The sequence below is a fragment of the Streptomyces sp. bgisy130 genome, assembly GCF_057708345.1.
Map to the genome: position 1 here is coordinate 275,100 of NZ_JBYISA010000001.1, position 22,407 is coordinate 297,506.

Here is a 22,407-nt window from a genome sequence, read left to right on the forward strand (position 1 = left end):
GGTTCGCAGCACGCCGGCCGCCCGGACACCCTCAACGTATGACACCGCGTGCCAGTCGACAAGACACTGAGTGCCAAGAATTTCTCTCAGATGTCATCTCGTCGGCACGCATGAGCAAAAGACGGCCGATGGGAAGCCTGGAGGTGACGCAAAGAAAGGGGAAATGTGCGGAGCGTGTGCACCCGGGGCGTTACGCCATCCGGGTCGCGGCCCGGTCAGCTCATGGGCGCCGGGCCGCGCTCGGGTCCTGCTCCGGCCGGAAGGCCGTTACTTGCGCTTACTTGCGCTCTTTGATCGCCTTGCGGATGGTGCGCATGACCTCGTCCAGCGGGGCGTCCGTACGGGCCACCGCGACCAGCACCTCACCCTCCCGGGAGACGGACGCCGGCGGGGTCTCCTCGCCGCCGGGGCGGCCCGCGCCGATACCGGCGCCGAAGGTCTCCCGGACGATCTCGAAGGCATGGTCGAGCTGGGCCTCGACATCGCCCTGGGCGTCGGCCCGCAGCCAGCGCCGCAGCACATGGTTGTGCGCGGTGACGACGGCGGAGGCCGCGACCTCGGCGAGCAGCGGATCGTCGTCGCCCTCGCGATGTGCGCCCTCGTCGAAGTGGCCCAGGAGGTAGCGGGTGAACAGCCGCTCGTAGCGGGCCACCGAGGCGATCTCGGCCTCGCGCAGCGTCGGGACCTCACGGGTCAGGCGGTAACGGGCCACCGACACGGCCGGGGAGGCCGCGTACATCCGCATGACCTCCTTGATGCCGCGGCAGACCGTGTCGAGCGGGTTCTCGTGCGGCGGGGCGGCGTCCAGGACGGCCTCCGCGCGGACCAGGGTGTCGTCGTGGTCGGGGAAGATCGCCTCTTCCTTGGACCGGAAGTGGCGGAAGAAGGTGCGCCGGGCGACGCCCGCAGCGGCCGCGATCTCGTCGACCGTCGTCGCCTCATAGCCCTTGGTCGCGAACAGCTCCATCGCCGCAGCCGACAATTCACGGCGCATCTTGAGCCGTTGCGCGGCCGCTCGGCGGGTTCCGGGAGTGGCGGCGTCGGGGTCGGAGGGCTGCGTACGAGCGGGCTGGGACATGTGGGGACGGTACTGCATATTTACGCGACCTGCGGCATGAGGTGCCACCTCCGCCCCGGTGAGCGGGGGTGGACCGCCGTCGGGTTCCAGCAGTCCACCCCACCCTCCCCCCGCCGTGCGGGGGTGCCGCCACGCGTCAGCGCCGGGCGGCGTACTCACGGAAGCCGCGGCCGGTCTTGCGGCCGAGGCAGCCCGCGGCGACGAGGTGCTCCAGCAGCGGCGCCGGGGCCAGCCCGGGGTCGCGGAACTCGGCGTGCAGCACCTTCTCGATGGCCAGGGACACGTCCAGGCCGACCACGTCGAGGAGTTCGAACGGGCCCATCGGGTAGCCGCCGCCGAGCTTCATGGCGGCGTCGATGTCGTCCAGGGTCGCGTAGTGCTCCTCGACCATCTTGATCGCGTTGTTCAAGTACGGGAACAGCAGCGCGTTCACGATGAATCCGGCCCGGTCGCCGCAGTCCACGGGGTGCTTGCGGACCTTGGCGCAGACCGCCCGCACAGTGGCGTGCACATCGTCGGCCGTCAGGACCGTACGGACCACCTCGACCAGCTTCATGGCGGGCGCCGGGTTGAAGAAGTGCATCCCGATGACGTCCTGCGGGCGCGAGGTGGCGCGGGCGCAGGCCACGACCGGCAGCGACGAGGTGGTGGTGGCCAGGACGGCACCCGGCTTGCAGACCTTGTCCAGCGTCGTGAACAGCTCCTGCTTGACCGCCAGATCCTCGGCCACCGCCTCGACCGCGAGGTCCACATCGGCGAACGCGTCCAGCGACCCGGCCGGGGTGATCGCCGCCAGCGCGGCATCCCGGGCCTCGGCGGTCATCCGGCCCTTGTCCACCGAGCGGCCCAGCGACTTGGCGATCCGGGCCTTGGCCTTCTCGGCCTTCTCCAGGCTGCGGGCGGCCAGCACGACCTTGTAGCCCGCCTTGGCGAAGACCTCGGCGATACCGCTTGCCATCGTCCCGGAACCGGCCACGCCGACGCCGGAGACCGGACGCCCGCCGGCGAGCTCATCGGCGGCCGCCGGGCTCTCCGCGTCCGGCACGACCGTGGCTCCCCCAGCTACCGCTGGGAGGTGCCCCCAGCCCGGCGCGTCGTAGGTGTAGAACCCGCGGCCCGCCTTGCGGCCGGTCAGCCCCGCCTCGGCCAGCTGGCCGAGGATCGGCGCGGGCGCGTGCAGCCGGTCCTGGGACTCGGCGTACATCGCCTCCAGGACCGTACGCGCGGTGTCCACGCCGATCAGGTCGAGCAGTGCCAGCGGGCCCATCGGCAGCCCGCAGCCGAGCCGCATCGCGGCGTCGATGTCCTCGCGGGTGGCGTACTTGGACTCGTACATCGCCGCGGCCTGGTTCAGATAGCCGAACAGCAGGCCGTCCGCGACGAAGCCGGGGCGGTCACCCACCGCGATCGGGTCCTTGCCCAGGTCGCGGGCGAGCTCCGTGACGGCCGCGATCGCGGTCGGCGCGGTGAGCACCGAGGAGACCACCTCGACCAGCTTCATGGCCGGCGCGGGGTTGAAGAAGTGCACACCCAGCACCCGCTCGGGGCGCTGCGAATCCGCGGCCAGCCGGGTCACGGACAGCGCGTTGGTGCCGGTGGCCAGGATGGTGTCCGGCCGGACCACCGCGTCCAGCTCGGCGAAGACCTGCCGCTTGAGCTCGTAGTCCTCGGGCACGACCTCGATGACGAGGTCGGCGTCCGCGGCGGCCTGGAGATCGGTGAAGGTACGGAACCGGGCCAGGGCGTCCTGGCGCTCGCGCTCCGTGAGCCGCTCGCGCTGCACGGCGCGGGCGGTCGCGGCTTCGAGGGCGGAGACGGCACGGCGGGCCGCGGCTTCGTCGGTGTCGATACCGATGACCTCGCGGCCGGCCCGGGTCAGCACCTCGGCGATACCGGTGCCCATGGTGCCCAGACCGACGATGGCGACGGTGGAAAGGGACGGCGAAGAGGCTTGAGTTGAGAGATCAGGGGTGGACTGAGGGCCCATCGCGAGACTCCTGAGGGTGTTCCCCTGAAGGCAGGGGAGAAGTGACGACTGAGGGGTATCCGCGGACGCGGGGCCTGTGATCACCGCGGCAGAACAGCGGCGAAGAGCCGCGAGGAGCCGCAGCGCCATGGCAGCGCCGGCGGTGCGGGAGACGCGGCGAGAGCCCTGTCCCGGGGCCTTGCCGTGTGCTCCGTACTGTGTCGTGCTGTGCCGAACCGACTTCACTCTGTGGCGGCTGCGTCACCAGGCCGCCCGAGCAGTGGTGCTGCTCGTTCCAGCAGGTTAACCGGTGAGTAACCAGAGCGCCAGGGGTAGCGGGGGTCACTAGGCTGTGGCGCAGGCCACGTCGCGGGAACCCGGGCGGCCCGGCGGGAGGGGAACGGCAAATGGAAGAGGAATTCCACGAGTTGACCGACCGGGTGCGGGCCGAACTCCGCTCCCCACAGGATCTGGTCGCCTACGAGCGGTTGCTCGGGCTGGCCCGCAAGAACACCCCGGCCGGACGCGAGGAACTGGCCCGGATGCTGGTCGCCGTCGAACGTCCGCTGTGGGCCCGGGAGATCGCCGCCTTCGTCCTCGGCTGCGTCGGCGACAAGCGGGCCTTCGAGACGCTCGTGCTGTTACTGAACTACCGCGAACCGGTGCGCTGCGCCACTGCCGCGCATGCGCTGGGCCGGCTCGGCGACCCCCGCACCGCCCGCGCCGCGGCCGCGCTCGCCACCAACCCGCTGCGCACCGCCTACGCCCTGCACCCGGTCCGGCTGCTCGCCGAGCTCCGCGCCCCGCAGTCCGTCCCCGCGCTGATCGCGACCCTGGAGCGGCTGCTCACCCCGCACAACCCCTACTGGCGGGTGGCCCTCGCCTGTGTGGAGGGCCTCGGTGCCCTCGGCGACCGCCGCGCCGTCCCCGCCCTCACCGCCGCCGTCACCCACCCCCGCCTGGCGGCCGCCGCGGCGGCGTCCCTGGCGCGGCTCGGGGTGCATGAGGACGTGATGGCGGGGGAGGGGGCGGCGTCCGAGGGAGCGGCCTCGGGTGGGGGAGAGGTGGAGGAGGGCGGGGCCTAGGGGGTCAAGGGGGCAGCTGATGCGGTCGTGCAGGCGTGCGGCGGCCGCTGATTGTCAGTGCCGGGGGCTATAAGTGGTGACCATGACTGCCACTCCGCTGCACTGGAAGCTCGTCATCGATGCCCACGACCCGCACGCCCAGGCCGACTTCTGGGCGGCCGCCCTCCATTACGAGGTCGAGGACCACAGCGCGCTCATCGCCAAGCTCCTCGACCTCGGCGCCATCCCGCCCGAGATCCTCCTCGACCACCACGACCGACGCGCCTGGCGGGACGCGGCGGCCGTACGCCACCCCGACGACCCGTACGACGACGCGAGCGGCACGGGCCTGGGGCGCCGGCTGCTCTTCAACCGCGTCCCGCGCGCGGAGAAGAAGGCGGCCAAGAATCGCCTCCATATCGACCTCCACGGCCCCACGGGCGAGCGGGACACCGAGGTCGAACGCCTCCGCGCCCTCGGCGCCCGGGTGGAGAGCCACATCAAGGAACCGGGCGGCGAGTGGGTGATCATGACAGACCCGGAGGGCAACGAGTTCTGCGTGCACTAGGGCAGGTCTTCAGAGTCCCGTCGTTCGCCCGTAGGGCGGCTCGCTGCCCCGTTCGCCAGCGACCGCCGATAGCGCAGTTCCGGGACGCTGCTGCCGCCCACGTCGGAGGACTCCTCGGCGCCGTCCGGGGTGAAACCGGCCCGTTCGTAGAAGCGCTGGGCGCGGGTGTTGCCGCGGACGACCCAGAGGTACAGCGTGTGGAAGCCGTGGGACCGGGCGCGGGTGATGCCGGCGGTCAGCAAGGTGCGGCCGATGCCGGTGCCGATCAGGGTGGGGGTGACGTAGAGGGCAAGCAGTTCGCCGGCGGCCGGGCGGGGGGCGGGCAACTCCGCGGCTCCTGGGGCGATATCAGGGTCGCGGGCCGGGCCGACGCACGCCCAGCCGACGACCTCGCCGTTCCGCTCGGCCACCAGGTCCGAGACCTCCGGCGACCGGCGCGCGAACCACGAGCGCCGCCGCTCGGCATCCTCCGCCACGCTCATCGCGTCCAGATAAGCCTGCGGCATCAGCCCGCGGTAGGCCGTCTGCCAGCCGTGGACCCGCACCGCGGAGACCGCGTCGATATCGGCTTCGGTCATCTCCCGTATCCGTACGGGGCGGGGCGGCTGTGTGGGGGTGCGTTCGGAAGTCCTCTCGGTCCGGTCCATGCCGGAGAGGTTAGGGCCTGGCCCCCGAGGGCTCTCAAGGGGAATTCCGCGGACGGGAGGCGGGGAGCCGCTTGACCTTGTCCCAGGCGTCAGGGTTCGAGACTCGCGGCATGGAACAGGCAACGAACTCCGGGCCGCAGAGGTCCGGAACGCACAGGTCCGGAACGCCCCGCAGGGCGGTGATCGTCACCGGCGCGGGGACCGGCATCGGGCGGGCCACCGCCCACGCCTTCGCGGCGGAAGGTGCGCGGGTGCTGGCGGTGGGGCGCCGGCCCGGCCCGCTGGCGGAGACGGCGGCGGGCGCCGGCTCCGGGGCCGACTCCGGGGGCGGCGAGATCGTGCCGTACGCGGCCGACATCACCGCGGACGGGGTGCCCGAGGAGCTCGTCCGTCACGCCGTCGAGACGTTCGGCCGGCTGGATGCGCTGGTCAACAATGCCGCGGTGGTGGGCAGCGGGGCGCTCGGCAGCTTCACCAAGGAGGGGATGGCTCCGCTGCTGGCGACGAACCTTGTCGCGCCGGTACTGCTGAGCCAGGCGGCCGTTCCCCATCTGGAGCGGACCGGCGGGGTGGTCGTCAACGTCAGCACCTCGGTCGGTCAGCGGGGCTGGCCGGGCAATGCGGTCTACGCCGCGACGAAGACCGGCCTCGAACTCCTCACCCGTAGTTGGGCGGTGGAGCTGGCCCCGCGCGGCGTACGGGTCGTCGCGGTCGCGCCCGGGGCGATCGAGACCCCGATCGCGCGGCATCAGGGATGGTCCCCGGAGCAGCGGGCGGCCCTACGGGAGTGGCAGATCGCGCACACGCCCCTGGGGCGGGTGGGCAGTCCGGAGGAGGTGGCCTGGGCCGTCACCCGGCTCGCCGCGCCGGAGGCGTCGTTCGTGACCGGGGTGGTCCTGCCGGTCGACGGGGGAGCGGTGGTCGGCTGAGGGGCGGTCGGCCGACGGGCGAGGTGGCGTCCGGGGTGGGCCGGGCGGCCCGGCCCCGCCCTGGTAGAAACGGTGCCGGACGGGGAGGTGGGCCGGTGCGGATCGGGGAGCTGGCGCAGACCACGGGGGCGTCGCCGCGGGCGCTGCGCAACTACGAGCGCGAGGGGCTGATCGCCTCGGAGCGGAGGGCGAACGGCTATCGCGTCTACGACGAGCGCGCGGCCGTACGGGTCCGCAATATCCTCCACCTCCTGGCGGCCGGGCTCACGCTCGCCGATGTCCGCTGCTTCTCGCCCTGTCTGGACGGCGATATGACCACCGCCGCGCCGTCACCCGAGGGGCTGCGCATCGCCCGTGCACGGCTCGCCGTCGTCGAGGAGCGGATCGCCGCCCAGACCGCGGTCCGCGACCGGCTGGCGCGGGCCCTGGAGTCGGCGCCGGTCGCCCCCGCCTGAGCGCTGCGGCGGGGTCATATCAGGGTCAACTGGGTGGGTTCCGCGGGGTGGTGGGCCTCGTCGCCGGGGCTTCCGGCCGGTGCGGGAGCGGTGTCCTGCGGCGGGATCCGGCGGGCCTCGCCGGGCCGGGCGGGCCCGATGCCGTACTCCGCGGCGAGTTCATGGACCTGGCGGGTGATCCGGCGCTGGTACCACTTGGGGGCGTAGGCGCCGTCCGCGTACATGGTGGTGTAGCGCCGCACCAGATGCGGGTGGTGCTGCCCCAGCCACGCCATGAACCATTCGCGGGCGCCGGGCCGCAGATGCAGCACCAGCGGGGTCACGGACCCGGCGCCGGCCTCCGCGATGGCCCGGACCGTGGCCCGCAGCTGGTCCGGTGCGTCCCCGAGGAACGGGATCACCGGCGCCATCAGCACACCGCACGGGATGCCGTGCGCGGTGAGCGTGCGCACCACGTCCAGCCGGCGGTCCGGGGCGGGGGTGCCGGGCTCGACCGTGCGCCACAGCTCGCGGTCCAGGAAGCCGACGGAGACCGAGATGCCGACGTCGGTGACCTCGGCGGCCTGCCGGAGCAGCGGCAGATCGCGCAGGATGAGCGTGCCCTTGGTGAGGATCGAGAACGGGTTGGCGTGATCGCGCAGGGCCTCGATGATGCCGGGCATCAGGCGGTAGCGGCCCTCGGCGCGCTGATAGCAGTCGACGTTGGTGCCCATCGCTATGTGGTCACCGCGCCAGCGGCGCCCGGCCAGCTCGCGGCGCAGCAGCTCGGGGGCGTTGACCTTCACCACGATCTGCGAGTCGAAGCCCTGCCCGGTGTCCAGGTCGAGGTAGCTGTGCGTCTTGCGGGCGAAGCAGTAGACGCAGGCGTGGCTACAGCCCCGGTAGGGGTTCACCGTCCATTCGAACGGCATCCGGGAGGCGCCCGGGACACGGTTCACGATCGAGCGGGCGCGCACCTCGTGGAAGGTGATCCCGCGGAACTCGGGGGTGTCGATCGTCCGGCTGACGACATCCGCGCCGAACAGCGCGGATGGGCTTTCGCCGAGATTGTCCCAGCGCATCGGGCCTCCTTCTGGATCCTGCCGAGCCCCCCGTTCGCCATAATAGAACACATGTTCCCTTCCGGCTCGGCGGCCCTGAATTTGGGCGCGTCGCCGAGGGGTGGTTGGCTTGGCGGCGCATCGCAGGACCGGCAGCCGAGTACTGGAGGAAGACACACATGGGGCAGGTCGAGGCCACCACGCAGCGCGAGATCGCGGCGGACCCGGAGGACGTGTTCGACGCGCTCGCCGACTACTCCGGCACGCGTCCGCAGCTGCTGCCCGAGCACTTCAGCGAGTACGAGGTCCGCGAGGGCGGCGACGGCAAGGGCACCCTGGTCCACTGGAAGCTCCAGGCCACGAGCAAGCGGGTGCGCGACTGTCTGCTGGAGATCGACGAGCCGACCGACGGCCAGCTCGTGGAGAAGGACCGCAACTCCTCGATGGTGACCACCTGGGTCGTCACCCCGGCCGGTGAGCGGCGCGCCAAGGTCGTCGTCACCACCACCTGGCAGGGCGCCGGCGGTATCGGCGGCTTCTTCGAGCGGACCTTCGCCCCCAAGGGCCTCGGCCGGATCTACGACACCCTGCTGGCCAACCTCGCGGCCCACGTGGAGAAGTGAGCGGCAGTCACTTCCGTCACCCGGCATGCATGCCGTCACGCTCACCGGTTCGGGTGGTTTCCGCTGAACCGAAGTGTGCGGCCCGCTGGAGCACTTCGGTACGGAAAGCCCTGATGGGAGCCCAATGGGCGTCCCGGGCAACGTACTTGACGTCCGGTCCCGCCCCGCCCGCACCCCTTTGCCGCGCTTGAACCGTGTTGTCGCCCAATGCGAGAACTTGGGCCCGGCAACAGGCGTGACGAGGGGAGCAGCACGTGGGCGGGACCACCCTGGGCGAGCGGGTCGAGCGAACCGATCCGCCCGTATCTGGTGCGGCAACGGGATTGGTTCCGGAGTCGGCTACGGAACCGGCTTCGGCTCCCGCTAGGAAGTCGGTTCCCGCGCTGAACCCGGCTCCGGCCGCGAGTGCCGGGCCCGTGGCGCGCGGCCCCGGTACGCCGGTGCCGGCCAGTCTCAGCCCCCGCCGCAGCCGTCTCGTCGTCGCCGGTCTGCTGCCGGCACTGCTGCTCGCGGCCCTCGCCCAGACCGTCGTCGCCACCGCGCTCCCGGAGATCGCCGGTGAGCTGCGCGGTACGGGCGCGATGCCCTGGGCCGTGACCTCCTACCTGCTCGCCTCGGCCCTCGGGCTGCCGCTCCACGGCAAGCTCGGCGACCGCTTCGGCCGGAAGCCGGTCCTCCTCTTCGCCCTCCTCGTCTTCACCGCCGGCTCGGCGCTGGCCGGATGGTCCCGCACCATGGACGAACTGGTCGCCTTCCGGGCCGTCCAGGGCGTGGGCGGCGGCGGACTGCTCATCGGCGCTCAGGCGATCGTCGCCGACGTCGTACCGCCACGAGCCCGCGCCCGCTCCATGGGCCTGATCGGTGCCGTCTTCGGTCTCGCCTCCGCCGCCGGGCCGCTGATCGGCGGCTTCTGTGCCGAGCATGCCTCCTGGCGCTGGTGCTTCTACCTCAATGTCCCGTTCGGTGCGCTGACGTTTCTGGTCATCGCCGGTGCGCTGAAGCTGCCCCGGCCCGCGCGGCGCGGCAGGCCGGACCTCGCCGGGGCGCTGCTGCTCGCCGCGTTCGCCACCTGCCTGGTCCTGCTGGCGAGTTGGGGCGGTACGACCTACGCCTGGGACTCCCGGGTCGTCCTCGGCCTCGGCGCCGGTGCGCTCGGCACCGCCCTGCTGTTCCTGTCGGTGGAGTACTTCGCCGCCGAACCGCTGATCCCACTACGGCTGTTCCGTGACGCGGTCTTCCATGTCACCGGCCTGATCGGCGCCACCGTCGGCCTCGCGCTCTTCGGTGTGGCCAGCTACCTGCCGACCTTCCTCCAGCCGGAGGGCACCACGGCGACCGAGTCCGGGCTGCTGATGCTGCCCCTGCTGGGTGGCATCGTGATCGCCTCCCTCGCCTCCGGCCACCTCATCAGCCGCACCGGCCACTACAGGGCCTTCCCGATCCTGGGGTGTGCGATGGCCGCGGTCGGGATGTGGCTGCCGTCGCGGATCCAGCAGGACACCGCGCGGATGGACTTCAGCCTCTGGACGGGCCTCCTCGGTCTCGGGATCGGCTGTGTCCTGCCGGTGCTGGTGCTCGCCGTGCGGAACTCCGTACCCGCCGCCGACCTCGCCACCGCGTCCGGCGCCCACCACTGCTTCCGGCGGCTCGGCGGCAGCGTCGGCGCGGCCCTCTTCGGCGTCCTGCTCGCCGACCGGCTGGCCCGTCGGCTCGACGACCGGCTGCCGGCATCGGCGCAGCTGCCCGGTCCGGAGCCGATCACCCCGCAACTGCTGCGTGCGCTGCCCGCCTCGCTGCGCGACAGCGCTCTCGCCGCGTATGCGGACGCCCTGCCAAGGATCTTCGTCTACCTCGTGCCGGTGCTCGTTCTGGGCCTTGTGCTCGCCCTCTTCCTGAAAGCGAAACCCCTGGTGTCCCACGCCCCTCATGCTCCGCAGGCCACTCCGTCCCCGCAGATGTCGTACGGCGACCCGGCCGACCCCGCCGCCGTGCCGCAGGCGCGTACCGCCCCGGACCCGACCACCGCCGTCAACTCCCCTGACTCCGGTGCCTCTTATGCCCGTGCGCACAGCTACGCCGCCAACGGACACGCCGCCAAGGGGCGCGCTGCCCAGGGCCACGCCACCGCCATGGCCGGACTCCCGGTCTGCGGCACCGTCCAGCATCACGACGGGAGCATCGTGCCGCGCGCCGCGCTCACCCTCATCGATGTCGCCGGCCGGCAGATCGGCCGCGGTGCCACCGGAGAGGACGGCCGGTATGCGCTGAGCACACCGGGTGCCGGCTCCTATGTGCTGATCGCGGCGGCGGGTGGCCATCAGCCGCAGGCGGTCACCGTCACCGTCGGCGAGCGGCCGGTCGAGCTGGATGTCGTGCTCGGCGGCGCGGGCCGGCTCGCGGGCACCGTCACCACCGGCGACGGCACGCCCGTACGCGATGCCATGGTCACCCTCACCGATGTACGCGGCGAGGTCGTCGCCACCACCCGCAGCGGGCGCGAAGGCGGCTATGTCATCGGGGAGTTGGTGGCCGGTGAGTACACCCTGGCGTCCAGCGCCCCGGCGTTCCGCCCCGCCGCGCTGCCGGTGACCGTGCAGGCTTCCCGGGAGACCCGCCAGGACATCGAGCTCGCCGGTGGTGCGGTGCTGCGCGGGACCGTACGGGCCGGCGGCGGGCGCCCCGTCGAGGACGCCAGGGTCACCCTGCTGGACGCCGCCGGGAATGTCGTCGACACCGCGACCACCGGGCCCGACGGGCTGTTCCGCTTCGTGGATCTGTCGGCCGGCGAGTACACCGTCATCGCCGCCGGATACCCGCCGGTGGCCACCGTCCTCCAGGTCGCCGGCGGCGGCCGCACCGAACGCGACCTCCAGCTGGGGCACGAGGACTGAACGGACGGCGACGGTTGGCCGAACGGTCGTCGTTCCTAACATTCCTGACGCCACGTCACATATGCCTGTCGCCTTGGGAGATGGGGTGTGAATTCCGCCCCCCGTAGCCCGGCGGCAGGCGCGGCCGTGATGGGATGGCCGTATGACGGAGATCAGCTTTCCGGAGCCCCGCATCGGATCCGAATGGGCCCGGCGGCACATCGGGGCGTTCCGTGACCCGGCGGCGTTCGAGCGGTTCGCGGCGGTGTACCGGGAGGCGATGGACGGGCTGCCCGAGCCCGATGAGCAGCGGACCGTGGACACCTCGTACGGGGCGGTGCGGGTCTACCGGTTCGGCTCGGGGGACGGCGTGCCGCTCGTCCTGATGCCGGGGCGGCAGTCCTGCACCCCGTTGTGGCGGACGAATCTGCCGGGGCTGATGGGGAGCGGACGCCCCGTCTACGCCGTCGACGGGCTCGGGGAACCGGGCTGTAGCGTGCAGTCGGCGCCGCTGACGTCCGGTGCCGATCAGGCGGCCTGGATCGACGAGATGCTCGCCCGGCTCGCACTGCCCCGGGCGCATGTGCTGGGGGTGTCGATCGGGGGCTGGCTGGCGGTGCAGGTCGCGCTGCACCGTCCGGAGCGGATCGCGTCGGTGATCGCGCTGGATCCGGCGAACACCTTCGCGCCGCTGAGCTGGAAGATGATCGTGGTCTCGCTGGGCAGCGTCCTTCCCGGGATGCCGGAGGGACTGCGCAATCGGCTGCTGGGCTGGATCTCCGGCGGGATCGACAACGCCTCGGAGCACATCGAGGGCCGGCTGATCGCCTCCGGTATGCGGGACTTCAAGGTCAGCTTCCCGGCCCCGGCCATGCCAGCTGCGGACGAGCTGCGCTCGATCGGCGTCCCCGTGCTCGCGCTGATCGCCGGGAAGAGCATCGTGCATGACGCCGGGAAGGCCGCGGCCCGCGCCCGCACCCTGCGCGACAGCACCGTGGAGATCTGGCCGAAGGCTTCCCACGCGATCAACGGGGAGTACCCGGAGCGGCTCGCGGAACGGGTGCACGCCTTTCTCGACGGGGTGCCCGAGTACCGTCAGGGCTGACCCGTAAGGGAGCCGGGGGCCGCACCGAAGCGCAGCCGGGTGATGAGCGGGCGGTCGGTGCGGAGCAGGGGTACGGCCGCGGCGCGCGGAGCGAGCCGGCCGAGGAAGCCGCGGCCCGCGGGGAGCGGCACCTCGGACACCTCGCTGATGGCCGGATGGGCCTGCCGCAGCCGGTGCCGGTCGGCCGCGTCCATGCCCCAGGGCATCGGGGGCAGCCGATGGCCACCGGCTTCCGTTGCGCGGGGGCGGGCGCTGAACCGCCGCGAGACGGTGTCGAACACCATCGCGCCGCCGGGGAACGCACCGGCGCAGGCGGCGATCAGCCGGGTCACCTGGGCGGGCTGGAGATACATCAGCAGCCCCTGCGCGGTCACCAGGACACCGCGCGCGGGATCGATGCCTGCCATCCACCGGCTGTCGCGGGCGTCGCAGGCCACCAGGCGCTGCCGCTCCCCGTGGGGCAGCAGGCGCCGCCGCAGCGCCAACGGGTCGTCCAGGTCGACGGTGACCCACTGGACCCGGCCGTTGTCCACCCGCCAGAACTGGGTCTCCAGGCCCTCGCCGAGCGCGACCACCGTGCCGTCCGGACAGTCGGCGAGAAACGCGCGCACCACACCGTCGAACCCGAGGGCCCGCAGGGCGAGGGCCTGCGCCAGCCAGGGCCGGGCGGCGCCCAGCCGCTCCTGGAAGGGGAATTCGATCTCGGTGACGAGCTGTACGGCGCGTGGATCGGGCAGCACCGTGTCCGGGCGGGCGGCCTCGGCGGCGCGGTGATGGAGCGTCCACAACGCCGTTTCGGGAACGCCCTCCAGGTCTGCCTTGACGCGGCCGGGCGCCGGGTTCCTCCCGGAGTGCGGTGTGGGCTGGTGAGCCGGCGGCGCGTATGCCTGCCGGACCAGTGGCTGCACGGTCTCGCTCATGCGGCGTTGATATCCCGGTCCCGTGCCGTACGGGGCCGTTCGGGGGGCCGGTCACCCGGGGGAGTGCAAAGTCGTACCGCCAGGTCGGACGGCGGCAGCGTGGGCCGGGCGCGGCCGGTGCGCCTCGCCAGCGACCCGTACGCCCCGCCAACGACCCGTACGCCCGGTCAACGGCCCCTGTACGGGCGGCGGGTAGGGTCTTCCGCCGTGGGTTCCCCGGGAATCCGCCGTGGAATCAAGGGGGATGGGGGAGTCATGGCGGCAGCGGGGTGGCGGCGATGGGTGCCGAGCGGGCGGGTGGTGGCCGTCCTCGCGGTGGTCCTGGTGGTGCTCGTGGGCGGGGGTTACGCGGCCAAGCCGCTGTGGCAGCCATGGTGGTACGCGACGCATGTGTGCGCGGGGCTGCTCTCGACGGGCGACCTGGCGGACGTACTCCCCGCCGAGCAGCTGAAGGCCGGCAAGGAAGCGGCGGATCTCGCCCACGGCCGGATGAGCTGCGGGGTGGACACGCCGGACGATCACTTCGCGTTGTTGGCGGACGTCGATTCCGACCCGGACAAGGTGGACCGCCGGCTCAACGGCGAGTTCGCCATCCCCACCACGCCGGGGTTCGTCTTCCCCGCGGGAATCCCCGGCTTCCAGAGCGACCTGGGGCACTACATCGTGCAGGAGTGCCCGGATCTGCGGCGGGACTCCCTCGGCCGCAAACGGCGGCTGGTCACCCGGGTGATCGGCAAATGGGACGAGAAGCACGGCACCCCCGCCACCCTGCGGATCGCGGTCTCGCTCGCCAACGGCGCCTCGGAGCAGGCCGGTTGCGGCGCGCCGAAGCTGCCGCTGCCGCAGCGGGCGGTGCTGCGTCCGGCGCCCGTGCCGCCGGCGAAGGGCGGCGCCGGCTGCGGCTGGCTGGCCCGCGCCCGGCTCCCCGAGGCCCCTACGGGTAAGCCCTGGCGGGTCGTCCCGCGCTCCGACCCGCATGCGGCGATCACCCACTGCGCACTGATGGACGGCACGAGCAGGTTCCCGTATGCCGAGTTCAGCGGCTGGTACGGAGACTGGACGGACGAGTCCTTCAAGACCCTGGTCACCGCCAATGTCTCGCTGCCGCGCGACTTCCCGGACGGCGGCCAGGTGATGAGCGAGGACTTCGGCACCGCCGCCGCCCGCTGCGACGGCGAGTCCGCCCACTACCTGGCGAGGAGCGCCCCGGACCGGCGGCACGCGGGGCGTGAACTGCGGCCGCTGCTGGTCGCGTTCGCCCGGGACCAGGCCGAGCGCCGCGGCTGCGGCCATCTGGCGCTGCCGGAGAAGCGGATCCTCCCGGGCAGGGGATGACGGAGCGGGGCTTCCGCCGCCTGTGGGCGGGCGTGCGCCGTCCGCTGCGTCCGCGGGCCCCCGTCCGACGCCGCCGGGCCGGAGATCAGTGCGTCAGATCGCGGTGGATGACCCGGGCGGCGCGCTCGACGGTGGCCACGCCGTCGTCCATGGTGTGGCTGCCGGTGGAGAGGACGGCCATGCCGTAGTCGTTCCCGCCGCCGTTGAAGGTGCCGACGCTGTTCACCCGCCAGCCGTTGGTCTTGCGCGGCAGCCAGCCGTTCTTGACGTGCACGGAGGTGCCGCCGGGGGCGCCCGCGGGGACACCCCAGCGCTGGTCCGGGACGACCCGGTGCATCAGGTCGAGGGCGTAGCCACGGGAGGCGCGGGTGAGCACCCGGTTGTCCGTGGTGAGCAGCTCCATCAGCTTGAGCTGGTCCCCGGCGGTGATTTGGGTGAGGCCCCAGGCACCGTGCGTGCCGGGGACGGTGTGCCGCATACCGGCCAGCGACAGGAAGTGCTGGACGCCGGCCGGGCGGACCCGGCGCCAGAGCGCGGTGGTCGCGTCGTTGTCCGACTTGGTGATCATGGCGGTGGTCAGCCGCACCTCGTGCGAGGTCAGCTTGCGGTGCGCCTCCTCCGCCTTCCGCAGCAGGGCCCCGAGCACCGTGACCTTCACCACACTCGCCGAGTCGAAGTGAGCGCCGGCCTTGAACTCGCAGTGGGTCCGGGTGCGCCGGTCGTAGATCGCCAGCGCCGAGGCGCCCTCCCGCCCGTGGAGGGCGTCGGCGATGTCCTGGGACAGCGCGGGCGCCAGGCCCGGCTGCTTCGAGGTGCACACGACCTTGGAGCCGCCCACCGGCGTGCTGGCGGAGCCGGCCGCGGCCGGGGTCGCCGTGGTGAGCACCGCGAGCAGCGATCCGGCAGCCACGACCGCGGCCAGCCCGCGGCGTGCGCAGCTCGGTATGCGTGATCCGTGCATGGAGGTGGTGTCCTGTCCCGCTGTGTATCGGAGGCTGCGCCGTCGGGCGGCCGGCCTCGTGCGACCGGCGCTGCCGGGTCACCGCGGCCGTGCGGCCGGCCGGTGTCCCGCTTCATGGGTCACGGCGACGATACGTGGCGGGGGTGGGGGCACCTCGGGCGAGATGGGTAGTTTGTCCGTATTTGGGGGGGTGGGCTGGAATGTGAGATTCGCCAAAATCACGGGCGAACAGGGACATGCCCTAGCGGCGTGGCAGGGCCTTGCGGGGGTTGGGGGCGGCGCGCGGTCGGCGGGTGGCGGCCGCCCGGCGCCGGCGGGTGGCGGCCATCAGCTGGCGGGTGCGGAGGGCCATCTCGATCTCGAAGCGGGTCCGCGGGTCCCGGAGGCGGGCGCCGAACAGCTTCTCCAGCTGACGCATCCGGTAGCGGACCGTCTGCGGGTGGATGCTGAGCGCCTTGGCCACCTCCGGAGCGCCCATACCGCCGAGCCAGGCGAGCAGGGTGGCCTCCAGGCGCTCGCACCGCTCCGGCGTGAGCCCCGCGAGCGGGCGCAGGTGGCGGGCGATCAGGGTGTGGGTCAGCGACTCGTCCTGGAGGAGGACGAGCGAGGAGAGATGGTCGTCGACGAACACCACTCCGGCCTCCGGGCCGTCGTGCGCGGACGCCAGATCCAGCAGCCGGGTCGCGGCGCGTACCGAGGAGGCGGCTTCCGCCGGCGGCACCGCATGACCAACCACCGCGGCGCGATGGCGCAGAACACCCTTCAGTCGGGCCCGGCCGCTCTTGCCGTCGGCCAGCGACGCGGGGATCAGCAGGCCCGGCGGCTCGCCCGGTCCGCTGACGAGGCAGTCGCCCAGCGCGGACGCCACCAGATGGATGTCGGTGTCGGTGCGCAGCATGACCGCGCGCACCTTCTCGGGCAGTGGGCGGCCGGACCGCAACACGTCCTCGATCAGCCGGGCCACCTGCTGGTGACCGCCTCGCTCGATGACTTCCTTGAAGCTCGGGTTGCGATCGCAAAGAGACTGCGCGATCAGTTCGGTCAAGATCGCGAGTTGGCCTTCGCTGTCGGTTCGCGTGTCACCGCATTGCGGTAAACGGATGCCATTGAGTGCCTCGCTCACCATTCTTGCCTCTGTTTCCTTGCGTGGGAAGCTGGTCCGGCCCGTTGTACCTCACCTGGCATGTGCCGTCGGCAGCTGACAGAACTCGTTCAGAAGTCCTTACGGATTCCGTCGGAAGTCCTTCCGCTTTGCGACAGAAACTGTGCGAGATGCGGTGGGAGACGAGCGTACCCCCAGGTTCCACTTGGAAGGAATCGTGGTGCTGAGATGAAGAAGTGGTGCGGTTGGCCACAACAGGGCAGTCCTGGAAGGTGCCGGACGGGGTGTCAGGCCGAAGGCCCTGGTTAGGCTGGGCAAGCCGTCCGGTATCGCCGAAACTGGGGGACCGGGCGACGTCGGGTGCCGTGCGGACCGCCCCCTAGCTGCGACGGGACTGGTGCATGTGAAGATCCTCATCTCCGCGGACATGGAGGGCGCCACGGGCGTGACCTGGCCGGCCGATGTGCTGCCGGGAACACCCCAGTGGGAGCGCTGCCGCCAGATGTTCACGTCCGACGTGAATGCGGCGATCGCCGGATTCTTCGACGGCGGCGCGGACGAGGTGCTGGTCAACGAGGCCCACTGGACGATGCGCAATCTGCTGCTGGAACAGCTCGACGAGCGCGCGCAGATGCTCACCGGGCGGCACAAGTCGCTCAGCATGGTCGAGGGGGTCCAGCACGGCGACGTCGACGGGATCGCCTTCGTCGGCTACCACACCGGTGCGGGCACCGAAGGCGTCCTCGCGCACACCTACCTCGCCAACACCCTCACCGGCGTCTGGGTCGATGGCACCCGCGCGAGCGAGGGCTATCTGAACTCCCTGGTGGTGGCCGAGTACGGGGTCCCCGTGGTGCTGGTCACCGGCGACGACCGCACCTGCCAGGACGCCCTCGGCTACGCCCCGCAGGCGCCCGGGGTGGCGGTCAAGGACTATGTGTCGCGCTATGCGGCGGTCTGCCGGCCGCCGGCCCGTACCGCGGCCGAGATCCGGGCCGCCGCCCACAAGGGAGCGGCGCTGGCGGTGCGTCAGGAACCCTCCCGGCGCGGGCCGTTCCGCCTGGAGCTGGAATTCGACGCCGAACACCTGGTGGGCGCGGCGACCTGTGTGCCGGGCGTGGAACGATGCGGGGAGCGTCGTATCGCGTACCGCAGTCCGAACATGTACGAGGCCATCCGGTGCTTCAAGGCGGTGACCACCGTCGTGTCGTCTGCCGTGGAGGAACAATATGGCTGAGGTGGAGTTCGCCGGGCAGCCCGGGACCGGGCAGGCCCCCGGCGTGGACCGGCAGGCGCTCGACGAGGTGGTGCGGTTCACCTCCGAGCTGATCCGGATCGACACCAGCAACGCCGGTGACGGCACCTGCCGGGAGCGCCCGGCCGCCGAGTACGTCGCCGAGCGGCTGGCCGGGGCCGGCCTGGCGCCCACGCTGCTGGAGCGCACCAAGGGCCGGACGAATGTGGTCGCCCGTATCGAGGGCACCGACCCCACGGCCGACGCCCTGCTGGTGCACGGCCATCTCGACGTGGTGCCCGCCGAGCCCGCCGACTGGAGTGTGCACCCCTTCTCTGGGGAGATCCGCGACGGTGTGGTCTGGGGCCGCGGTGCCATCGACATGAAGAACATGGACGCGATGGTGCTCGCCACCGTCCGCCAGTGGGCCCGCAGCGGGGTGCGGCCGCGGCGGGACCTCGTGCTCGCCTTCACGGCCGACGAAGAGGCCAGCGCCGAGGACGGCTCCGGCTTCCTGGCCGACCGGCACCCCGGGCTCTTCGACGGCTGCACCGAGGGCATCAGCGAGTCCGGGGCCTTCACCTTCCACGACGGCAACGGGATGCAGCTGTACCCGGTCGCGGCGGGGGAGCGCGGAACGGCCTGGCTGAAGCTGACCGCCCGGGGGCGGGCCGGGCACGGCTCGAAGGTCAACCGCGACAACGCCGTCAGCCGGCTCGCCGCGGCCGTGGCCCGGATCGGCGCGCACGACTGGCCGGTCCGGCTCACCCCGACGGTGCGGGCCGCGCTCCGTGAACTCGCCGCGCTGTACGGCGTCGACACCGATGCCGACGCGCCGGACTTCGACGTCGACGCCCTGCTGAGCAGGCTCGGCCGGGCCGCCGAGCTGGTCCGGCCGACGGTCCGCAACAGCGCCAATCCGACCATGCTGGCCGCCGGTTACAAGGTCAATGTGATCCCGGGGACCGCCGTCGCCCATATCGACGGCCGGGTGGTCCCCGGCGGCGAGGCGGAGTTCCGTACGACCATGGACGCGCTCACGGGGCCCGGGGTGAGCTGGGAGTACGACCATCGCGAGGTCGCGCTGGAGGCTCCGGTGGACTCCCCGACGTTCGCCGCGATGCGGGCCGCGATCGAGCGCTTCGACCCGGACGGCCGGGTCGTGCCGTACTGCATGTCCGGCGGAACCGACGCCAAGCAGTTCTCCCGGCTGGGCATCACCGGCTATGGCTTCTCCCCGTTGAAGCTGCCCGAGGGCTTCGACTACCAGGCGCTCTTCCATGGTGTGGATGAATGTGTGCCGGTCGAGGGGCTGCATTTCGGGGTCCGGGTGCTCGATCATTTCCTGCGCGCGGTCTGACCGGCCGACGCGTTGCCCGACCGGTGGTGGAGAGGAACGACAGATGGTGACCACGGCTCCGTACGGCGGCTGGACGTCCCCGATAGATGCCCGGATGGTCGCCGCGCACGACGGCCGGCCGGCCTTTGTCGGGGTCGTCGGCGACGAGGTGTGGTGGACGGAGCCGCGGCCCGGCGAGGGCGGCCGGCGGGCGCTGGTCCGCCGGCGGCCGGACGGCGCCGAGGAGTCGGTGCTCCCCGCGCCCTGGAACGTCCGCAGCCGGGTGCTGGAGTACGGCGGCCAGCCCTGGGCCGGTGCCGTCACCGAGCGCGGACCACTGGTCGTCTTCAGCAACTTCGCCGACCAGCGGCTGTACGCCTACGCACCGGACAGTGACGAGGCCCCGCGCCCGCTCACCCCGCACTCCGGCGTCGGTGACGGGCTGCGCTGGGCCGACCCGGTGCTGCGCCCCGAGCTCGGTGAGGTCTGGTGCGTCCTGGAGGAGTTCACCGGCGACCGGCCGACCGATGTGCGCCGGGTGATCGCGGCCGTGCCGCTCGACGGCTCCGCAGCCGAACACCGGGAAGCCGTAAGGGAGCTGAGCGACGACCGGCATCGCTTTGTGACCGGTCCGCGGATCTCCCCGGACGGCCGGAGCGCCGCCTGGCTCGCGTGGGACCACCCCCGTATGCCCTGGGAGGGCACCCTGGCGATGGTCGCCCGGGTCACCGGGAAGGGCGAGTTCGAGGACATCCGGCCGCTCGCCGGCGATCTCGGCCCCGGCGCGCCGCACGGCGGTGCGGCCGGTGAGTCCGTCGCCCAGATCGAGTGGGCGGCCGATGGCTCCCTGCTGTTCGTCTCGGACGTCAGCGGCTGGTGGGAGCTCCAGCGCCTCGACCCCGAGGGCGACGCGACGCGCCGCGGTCTGTGCCCGTCCCGGCAGGAGGAGTTCGGCGGGCCGCTGTGGACCGTCGGCCAGCGCTGGTTCCTGCCCCTGGACAACGGCACCCTCGCGGTGATCCACGGCCGGGGCGCCACCTCCCTGGGCATCCTCGACCCGGTGAGCGGCGAACTGGTCGACGCCGCGGGCCCGTGGACCGAATGGGCGCCCAGCCTCGCCGTGCACGGCAGCCGCGTCGTCGGCATCGCCGCCGGTCCGCACAGCTCGTACGAGCTCGTCGAGCTGGACACCTGCACCGGACGCGCCCGGGTCCTGGCCTGCCGGCACGCCGATGTCCTGGACCCGGCCTACTACCCCCGGCCGCTGAGCCGCACCTTCACCGGCCCCGGCGGACGGGACATCCACGCCCACATCTACCCGCCGCACAACCCCGACCACCGTGCCCCCGACGGGGAGCTGCCGCCCTTCGTGGTGTGGGCGCACGGCGGCCCCACCGGCCGGGCACCGCTGGTGCTCGACCTGGAGATCGCCTACTTCACCACCCGGGGCATCGGCGTCGCCGAGGTCAACTACGGCGGCTCGACGGGCTATGGCCGGGAATACCGCGAGCGGCTGCGCGGCCAGTGGGGAGTGGTGGACGTCGAGGACTGCGCTGCCGTCGCCCGCGCACTGGCCGACGAGGGCACCGCCGACCGCGCCCGGCTCGCCATCCGCGGCGGCAGCGCCGGCGGCTGGACCGCCGCCGCCTCCCTGACCACCACCGACGTCTACGCCTGCGGCACCATCAGCTATCCGATCCTGGACCTGACCGGCTGGGCCACCGGCGAGACCCATGACTTTGAATCGCGGTATCTGGACTCGCTGGTCGGACCGCTCGCCGAGGTGCCCGACCGCTATCGCGAGCGCTCGCCGCTGCACCGCGCCGACCGGATCACCGCACCGTTCCTGCTGCTCCAGGGCCTGGACGATGTGATCTGTCCGCCCGCGCAGTGCGACCGGTTCCTCGCGGCGGTCGCTGGGCGCGGCATACGGCACGCCTATCTGTCGTTCCCCGGCGAGGGCCACGGCTTCCGCCGCGCGGAGACCATCGTGCGCGCCGTGGAGGCCGAACTCGCCCTCTACGCCCAGACCTTCGGCATCACCCGCGGCGATGTCCCGGCGCTGGAGCTGCGCGGATGACGGAGGTCCGGCCGGTCCGGCCACCGCGGCTGCGGCCCGGCGACCGGGTGGCGGTGGTGGCGCCCAGCGGACCGCTCGTGGCGGAGCGGCTGGACCGCGGGCTGGATGTGCTCCGCGGCTGGGACCTCGACCCGGTCGCCGCGCCCCATGCCCGCGGCACCCACCCCACCCTGGGCTATCTCGCCGCCTCCGACGAGCAGCGGGCCCGCGATCTCCAGGACGCGTGGTGCGATCCATCCGTGAAGGCGGTGTTCGCGGCGCGCGGTGGCTACGGCGCCCAGCGGATGGTCGATCTGCTCGACTGGGACGCGCTCCGGGCCGCGGCCCCCAAACCGCTGATCGGCTTCAGCGATGTGACGGTGCTGCACGAGGCGTTCGCGGTGCGTTGCGGGGTGTCCACGCTGCACGGACCGGCCGTCGCGGGTGAGGTCTTCCTCAAGGACGACGCCACCCGGGAGCAGCTGCGGCGCACGCTGTTCGCGCCGGAGACCGTCCGCACCCTGGTGTCGCCGTCCGCCCGGCCGCTGGTGCCGGGCCGGGCCCGCGGGGTCACCCTCGGCGGCTGTCTGGCCATGCTCGCCACCGAACTGGGCACCCCGCGGGCCCGGCGGAGCGCGGCGGGCGGGCTGCTCCTGCTGGAGGACGTCGGGGAACCGCCGTACCGCATCGACCGGGCGCTGACCCAACTCCTGCGGGCCGGCTGGCTGGACGGGGTCGCCGGCATCGTCCTCGGCTCCTGGGCCCGCTGCGGGCCCTACGCGCAGGTGCGGGCGGCGCTGGTGGACCGGCTGGCCGGGCTCGGGGTACCGGTGGCCGAGGAGTTCGGCTTCGGCCACGGCGATTCCGCGCTGACCGTGCCACTGGGCGTCCCCGCCGAGCTGGACGCGACGGTCGGCGCGCTGACCTTCGAGGTGCCGGCAACGGTGTGAACACATCGCCTGCCTGATGGCCGCTCACCCCTCCACCGCCCAGGGCCTCATGGGGTCGCCACGGCCCCTCCCACCGCCAAACGGCACTGAACGCACGTCCTAACCACGACGCGGGTCCGGAGCGTTGACTTGCCGTTACCCGTGTCACAGCATGAGCGCGCC

19 protein-coding genes are annotated in these 22,407 nt (G+C 72.6%); 12 read left to right on the forward strand and 7 right to left on the reverse strand.

Annotated elements, in window-relative coordinates; genetic code table 11:
* Window positions 1–277: 277 nt before the first annotated feature.
* Both AC3EUV_RS01340 and AC3EUV_RS01345 read right to left on the reverse strand, forming a co-directional pair.
* The gene (locus tag AC3EUV_RS01340) at window positions 278–1,078 is read right to left on the reverse strand and encodes a TetR family transcriptional regulator (protein WP_387238577.1); all 801 of its coding nucleotides are present in this window, start codon (window positions 1,076–1,078) and stop codon (window positions 278–280) included.
* 136 nt (window positions 1,079–1,214) lie between these two features.
* On the reverse strand, window positions 1,215–3,065 hold the full coding sequence (locus AC3EUV_RS01345; RefSeq protein WP_435601917.1) for a 3-hydroxyacyl-CoA dehydrogenase family protein: 1,851 nt from the start codon (window positions 3,063–3,065) through the stop codon (window positions 1,215–1,217).
* A 386-nt stretch (window positions 3,066–3,451) separates the two neighbouring features.
* Between AC3EUV_RS01345 and AC3EUV_RS01350 the strand changes: the two genes are divergently transcribed.
* Window positions 3,452–4,129 carry a HEAT repeat domain-containing protein gene (locus AC3EUV_RS01350; RefSeq protein ID WP_432140485.1) on the forward strand — a complete coding sequence of 226 codons (678 nt, stop codon included), beginning with the start codon at window positions 3,452–3,454 and terminating at the stop codon, window positions 4,127–4,129.
* A gap of 82 nt (window positions 4,130–4,211) precedes the next feature.
* Window positions 4,212–4,676, forward strand: coding sequence for a VOC family protein (locus tag AC3EUV_RS01355; RefSeq protein WP_432140486.1), 465 nt, complete (start codon window positions 4,212–4,214; stop codon window positions 4,674–4,676).
* Here AC3EUV_RS01355 and AC3EUV_RS01360 read toward each other — a convergent pair.
* Window positions 4,673–5,254, reverse strand: a complete 582-nt coding sequence (locus AC3EUV_RS01360; RefSeq protein WP_432140725.1) for a GNAT family N-acetyltransferase — start codon at window positions 5,252–5,254, stop codon at window positions 4,673–4,675. The genes AC3EUV_RS01355 and AC3EUV_RS01360 overlap by 4 nt on opposite strands.
* 179 nt (window positions 5,255–5,433) lie before the next feature.
* Between AC3EUV_RS01360 and AC3EUV_RS01365 the strand changes: the two genes are divergently transcribed.
* Window positions 5,434–6,252 carry an SDR family NAD(P)-dependent oxidoreductase gene (locus AC3EUV_RS01365; protein ID WP_432140487.1) on the forward strand — a complete coding sequence of 273 codons (819 nt, stop codon included), beginning with the start codon at window positions 5,434–5,436 and terminating at the stop codon, window positions 6,250–6,252.
* A gap of 95 nt (window positions 6,253–6,347) precedes the next feature.
* A complete protein-coding gene (locus tag AC3EUV_RS01370; protein WP_435601918.1) occupies window positions 6,348–6,707 on the forward strand; it encodes a MerR family transcriptional regulator in 360 nt (119 codons plus the stop codon).
* Between the two features lie 14 nt (window positions 6,708–6,721).
* Here AC3EUV_RS01370 and AC3EUV_RS01375 read toward each other — a convergent pair whose 3' ends face one another.
* Window positions 6,722–7,768: an Rv2578c family radical SAM protein gene (locus tag AC3EUV_RS01375; protein WP_432140489.1), complete on the reverse strand. Its 1,047-nt coding sequence runs from the start codon at window positions 7,766–7,768 to the stop codon at window positions 6,722–6,724.
* A 158-nt stretch (window positions 7,769–7,926) separates the two neighbouring features.
* On the opposite strand from AC3EUV_RS01375, the gene AC3EUV_RS01380 reads away from it, so the two are divergent.
* From AC3EUV_RS01380 to AC3EUV_RS01390, 3 genes are all read left to right on the forward strand, one after another.
* Window positions 7,927–8,370 carry an SRPBCC family protein gene (locus tag AC3EUV_RS01380; protein WP_435601919.1) on the forward strand — a complete coding sequence of 148 codons (444 nt, stop codon included), beginning with the start codon at window positions 7,927–7,929 and terminating at the stop codon, window positions 8,368–8,370.
* Window positions 8,371–8,624: 254 nt separating this feature from the next.
* A complete protein-coding gene (locus AC3EUV_RS01385) occupies window positions 8,625–11,261 on the forward strand; it encodes an MFS transporter (protein WP_435601920.1) in 2,637 nt (878 codons plus the stop codon).
* 142 nt (window positions 11,262–11,403) lie between these two features.
* Window positions 11,404–12,345, forward strand: coding sequence for an alpha/beta fold hydrolase (locus AC3EUV_RS01390; protein ID WP_432140492.1), 942 nt, complete (start codon window positions 11,404–11,406; stop codon window positions 12,343–12,345).
* Here AC3EUV_RS01390 and AC3EUV_RS01395 read toward each other — a convergent pair.
* On the reverse strand, window positions 12,336–13,265 hold the full coding sequence (locus AC3EUV_RS01395; RefSeq protein ID WP_432140493.1) for a class I SAM-dependent methyltransferase: 930 nt from the start codon (window positions 13,263–13,265) through the stop codon (window positions 12,336–12,338). The genes AC3EUV_RS01390 and AC3EUV_RS01395 overlap by 10 nt on opposite strands.
* Window positions 13,266–13,520: 255 nt before the next feature.
* On the opposite strand from AC3EUV_RS01395, the gene AC3EUV_RS01400 reads away from it, so the two are divergent.
* Window positions 13,521–14,600: a hypothetical protein gene (locus AC3EUV_RS01400; RefSeq protein WP_432140494.1), complete on the forward strand. Its 1,080-nt coding sequence runs from the start codon at window positions 13,521–13,523 to the stop codon at window positions 14,598–14,600.
* An 85-nt stretch (window positions 14,601–14,685) separates the two neighbouring features.
* Here the strand turns inward: AC3EUV_RS01400 and AC3EUV_RS01405 are convergent, their stop codons facing one another.
* On the reverse strand, window positions 14,686–15,561 hold the full coding sequence (locus tag AC3EUV_RS01405; protein ID WP_432140495.1) for a serine hydrolase: 876 nt from the start codon (window positions 15,559–15,561) through the stop codon (window positions 14,686–14,688).
* A 241-nt stretch (window positions 15,562–15,802) separates the two neighbouring features.
* Window positions 15,803–16,606, reverse strand: a complete 804-nt coding sequence (locus tag AC3EUV_RS01410; RefSeq protein ID WP_435601921.1) for a PucR family transcriptional regulator — start codon at window positions 16,604–16,606, stop codon at window positions 15,803–15,805.
* A 460-nt stretch (window positions 16,607–17,066) separates the two neighbouring features.
* Here AC3EUV_RS01410 and AC3EUV_RS01415 point away from each other — a divergent pair, with 460 nt between their 5' ends.
* From AC3EUV_RS01415 to AC3EUV_RS01430, 4 genes are read left to right on the forward strand one after another with little or no spacing between them, the layout of a single operon-like run.
* Complete coding sequence (locus tag AC3EUV_RS01415; RefSeq protein ID WP_432140497.1) at window positions 17,067–17,900, forward strand: M55 family metallopeptidase; 834 nt, start codon at window positions 17,067–17,069, stop codon at window positions 17,898–17,900.
* Window positions 17,893–19,257 (forward strand): M20/M25/M40 family metallo-hydrolase, encoded by a 1,365-nt coding sequence (locus tag AC3EUV_RS01420; RefSeq protein ID WP_432140498.1) that lies wholly within the window; start codon window positions 17,893–17,895, stop codon window positions 19,255–19,257. The genes AC3EUV_RS01415 and AC3EUV_RS01420 overlap by 8 nt, the downstream gene beginning before the upstream one ends.
* A gap of 43 nt (window positions 19,258–19,300) precedes the next feature.
* Window positions 19,301–21,316 (forward strand): prolyl oligopeptidase family serine peptidase, encoded by a 2,016-nt coding sequence (locus AC3EUV_RS01425; RefSeq protein WP_435601922.1) that lies wholly within the window; start codon window positions 19,301–19,303, stop codon window positions 21,314–21,316.
* The gene (locus AC3EUV_RS01430; protein WP_435601923.1) at window positions 21,313–22,245 is read left to right on the forward strand and encodes a S66 peptidase family protein; all 933 of its coding nucleotides are present in this window, start codon (window positions 21,313–21,315) and stop codon (window positions 22,243–22,245) included. Before AC3EUV_RS01425 ends, AC3EUV_RS01430 begins: the two co-directional genes overlap by 4 nt.
* The last annotated feature ends 162 nt before the right edge of the window (window positions 22,246–22,407 follow it).

Coding starts and splice junctions, on each gene's coding strand:
- AC3EUV_RS01340 (WP_387238577.1), bottom strand. CDS start 1,078: ATGTCCCAGCCCGCTCGTACGCAGCCCTCCGACCCCGACGCCGCCACT.
- AC3EUV_RS01345 (WP_435601917.1), bottom strand. CDS start 3,065: ATGGGCCCTCAGTCCACCCCTGATCTCTCAACTCAAGCCTCTTCGCCG.
- AC3EUV_RS01350 (WP_432140485.1), top strand. CDS start 3,452: ATGGAAGAGGAATTCCACGAGTTGACCGACCGGGTGCGGGCCGAACTC.
- AC3EUV_RS01355 (WP_432140486.1), top strand. CDS start 4,212: ATGACTGCCACTCCGCTGCACTGGAAGCTCGTCATCGATGCCCACGAC.
- AC3EUV_RS01360 (WP_432140725.1), bottom strand. CDS start 5,254: ATGACCGAAGCCGATATCGACGCGGTCTCCGCGGTGCGGGTCCACGGC.
- AC3EUV_RS01365 (WP_432140487.1), top strand. CDS start 5,434: ATGGAACAGGCAACGAACTCCGGGCCGCAGAGGTCCGGAACGCACAGG.
- AC3EUV_RS01375 (WP_432140489.1), bottom strand. CDS start 7,768: ATGCGCTGGGACAATCTCGGCGAAAGCCCATCCGCGCTGTTCGGCGCG.
- AC3EUV_RS01380 (WP_435601919.1), top strand. CDS start 7,927: ATGGGGCAGGTCGAGGCCACCACGCAGCGCGAGATCGCGGCGGACCCG.
- AC3EUV_RS01390 (WP_432140492.1), top strand. CDS start 11,404: ATGACGGAGATCAGCTTTCCGGAGCCCCGCATCGGATCCGAATGGGCC.
- AC3EUV_RS01395 (WP_432140493.1), bottom strand. CDS start 13,265: ATGAGCGAGACCGTGCAGCCACTGGTCCGGCAGGCATACGCGCCGCCG.
- AC3EUV_RS01400 (WP_432140494.1), top strand. CDS start 13,521: ATGGCGGCAGCGGGGTGGCGGCGATGGGTGCCGAGCGGGCGGGTGGTG.
- AC3EUV_RS01405 (WP_432140495.1), bottom strand. CDS start 15,561: ATGCACGGATCACGCATACCGAGCTGCGCACGCCGCGGGCTGGCCGCG.
- AC3EUV_RS01420 (WP_432140498.1), top strand. CDS start 17,893: ATGGCTGAGGTGGAGTTCGCCGGGCAGCCCGGGACCGGGCAGGCCCCC.
- AC3EUV_RS01425 (WP_435601922.1), top strand. CDS start 19,301: ATGGTGACCACGGCTCCGTACGGCGGCTGGACGTCCCCGATAGATGCC.
- AC3EUV_RS01430 (WP_435601923.1), top strand. CDS start 21,313: ATGACGGAGGTCCGGCCGGTCCGGCCACCGCGGCTGCGGCCCGGCGAC.